Genomic DNA, 1,698 nt, shown 5'->3' with positions numbered 1-1,698 from the left:
GAAAAGTTGTACATTATTATTTTGGAACTTTTGTACATTTTTGTATTGACATTTATAGCTGTGGCAGACACTCATACGTTGATAGACAACTATAATATTACTGTTTCTGATAAAGGTACTTTGACAGTAAGTGAACAGCCATCCGGGGAGCAGGGTGCAGGAAGCGGAAGCAGCTCTGGGGGCTCATCCTCTGGCAACTATACACCAGGCGCTCCATCCACGGGCGGCACGACGATTACGGTTCCCGTAACGGGCAGTGAGAATACCGTCAACGTGACAGCTAAGGTGGAGGGATCTAAAGCGACTGTCGATGAAATCAAGACAGAAGAAATCAGGAAGGTGACAGCCGGCACAGACAGGGCAGCCACTGTGGAGGTGGACCTGACCGGACTTGGCAGGAAGATCGACAGCGTCGTCCTTCCAAGCAAGTCCATGGAGGAGATCGCAAAGGCAGCAGCGGACAAGACCAACAAGATGGAGGGGCTTGCGGTCAAGCTGACCACAGCGACTGTGGAGCTGGATTCCACAGCCCTCGGTGCCGTGGTGGAACAGGCAAAGAGTGGCGATATCCAGCTGAATGTGGATGATGTGGGAACCACCCGCCTCAATGAGGCCCAGAAGACAGGCGTGGAAAAATTGGACATCCACGGCGGAATCGAAGCCTACTTCACCTGCAACGGCCAGCACATCGGCGACTTCAAGGGCGGCGAGGCAACGGTAAAGGTTCCGTTTGCAGTCCCAACCGGCTACAGGGCAGCGGGCTTCTCCGTATGGTATGTGGCAGAGGACGGAGGGACAACGAAGTATGCGAGCATTTATGAGGGCGGGTATCTGGTATTCGCCGTGAACCATTTCTCCGATTTCCTCATCGCCTATGACGAGGCAGATGCCAGCAAGGCAGCGGATACGGACGGCGGCAAGGAAACCGTGACGATGGATACCGCCTTCGGAACGCTGCGGCTGAGGGTGGACAAATCCACTAAGACAACCAACAGGCTTGTCTGGGCAGAGGCATCCGGTGCCGACGGCTATGTGGTATACGGTGCACAGTGCAACACTAAGGCAAAGACATATAAGATTACCGGGCTTGTAGTCATCAAGGACGGCAGCACAACCACATGGACAGACAAGGCTTTGAAGAGCGGTACCTACTATAAGTACTATGTAAAGGCATATAAGCTGGTAGATGGCAAGAAAGTATTTATTGCCAAATCAAAGACCGTCCATGCCACGACCACAGGCGGCAAGTATGGCAATGTCAAATCTGTTAAAGTCAATGACACAGACGTAACCTTAAAAGAAGGGGAGACATTTACAATCCAGGCTTCCCAGGTGGAGGCAGACAAGAGCATCCAGAAGCATGCGGCAATCAAGTACGAATCCACCAACAAAAAGGTTGCCGCAGTGGACAGCAAGGGCGTCATCACAGCCAAGAAAGCCGGGACCTGCTATATCTATGTCTATGCCCAGAACGGCGTATACAAGAAGGTAAAGGTAACCGTCAAGAAAGCATAGGACTCCACGGGAGCGATTCCTGCGAAGAGAACAGCGGGAAGAGAGAAGAAGCAGTGCGATAATTAAATTTGTAATTTAACCCAAAATCCGTTATACTAAGAAGAGAAACATTAGTATAGCGGATTTTGAAGTATAGCGGATTTTGAAAGAGGCATATTTTAAAATGGAATGAATTTCAAAGAA

At 50.4% G+C, this 1,698-nt stretch carries 1 protein-coding gene; it reads left to right on the top strand.

What is annotated here, in order from left to right:
- A partial coding sequence (locus tag ASU35_RS18215) for an Ig-like domain-containing protein (protein WP_172794680.1) occupies positions 1–1,515 on the top strand: 1,515 nt, incomplete at its 5' end.
- Positions 1,516–1,698 lie beyond the last annotated feature (183 nt).

The sequence above is a fragment of the Acetivibrio ethanolgignens genome (assembly GCF_001461035.1).
Classification (GTDB): Bacteria; Bacillota; Clostridia; order Lachnospirales; family Lachnospiraceae; genus Velocimicrobium; species Velocimicrobium ethanolgignens.
Note: the sequence above shows the minus strand (reverse complement) of the source record. Positions and strands in the feature narration are given on the sequence as shown.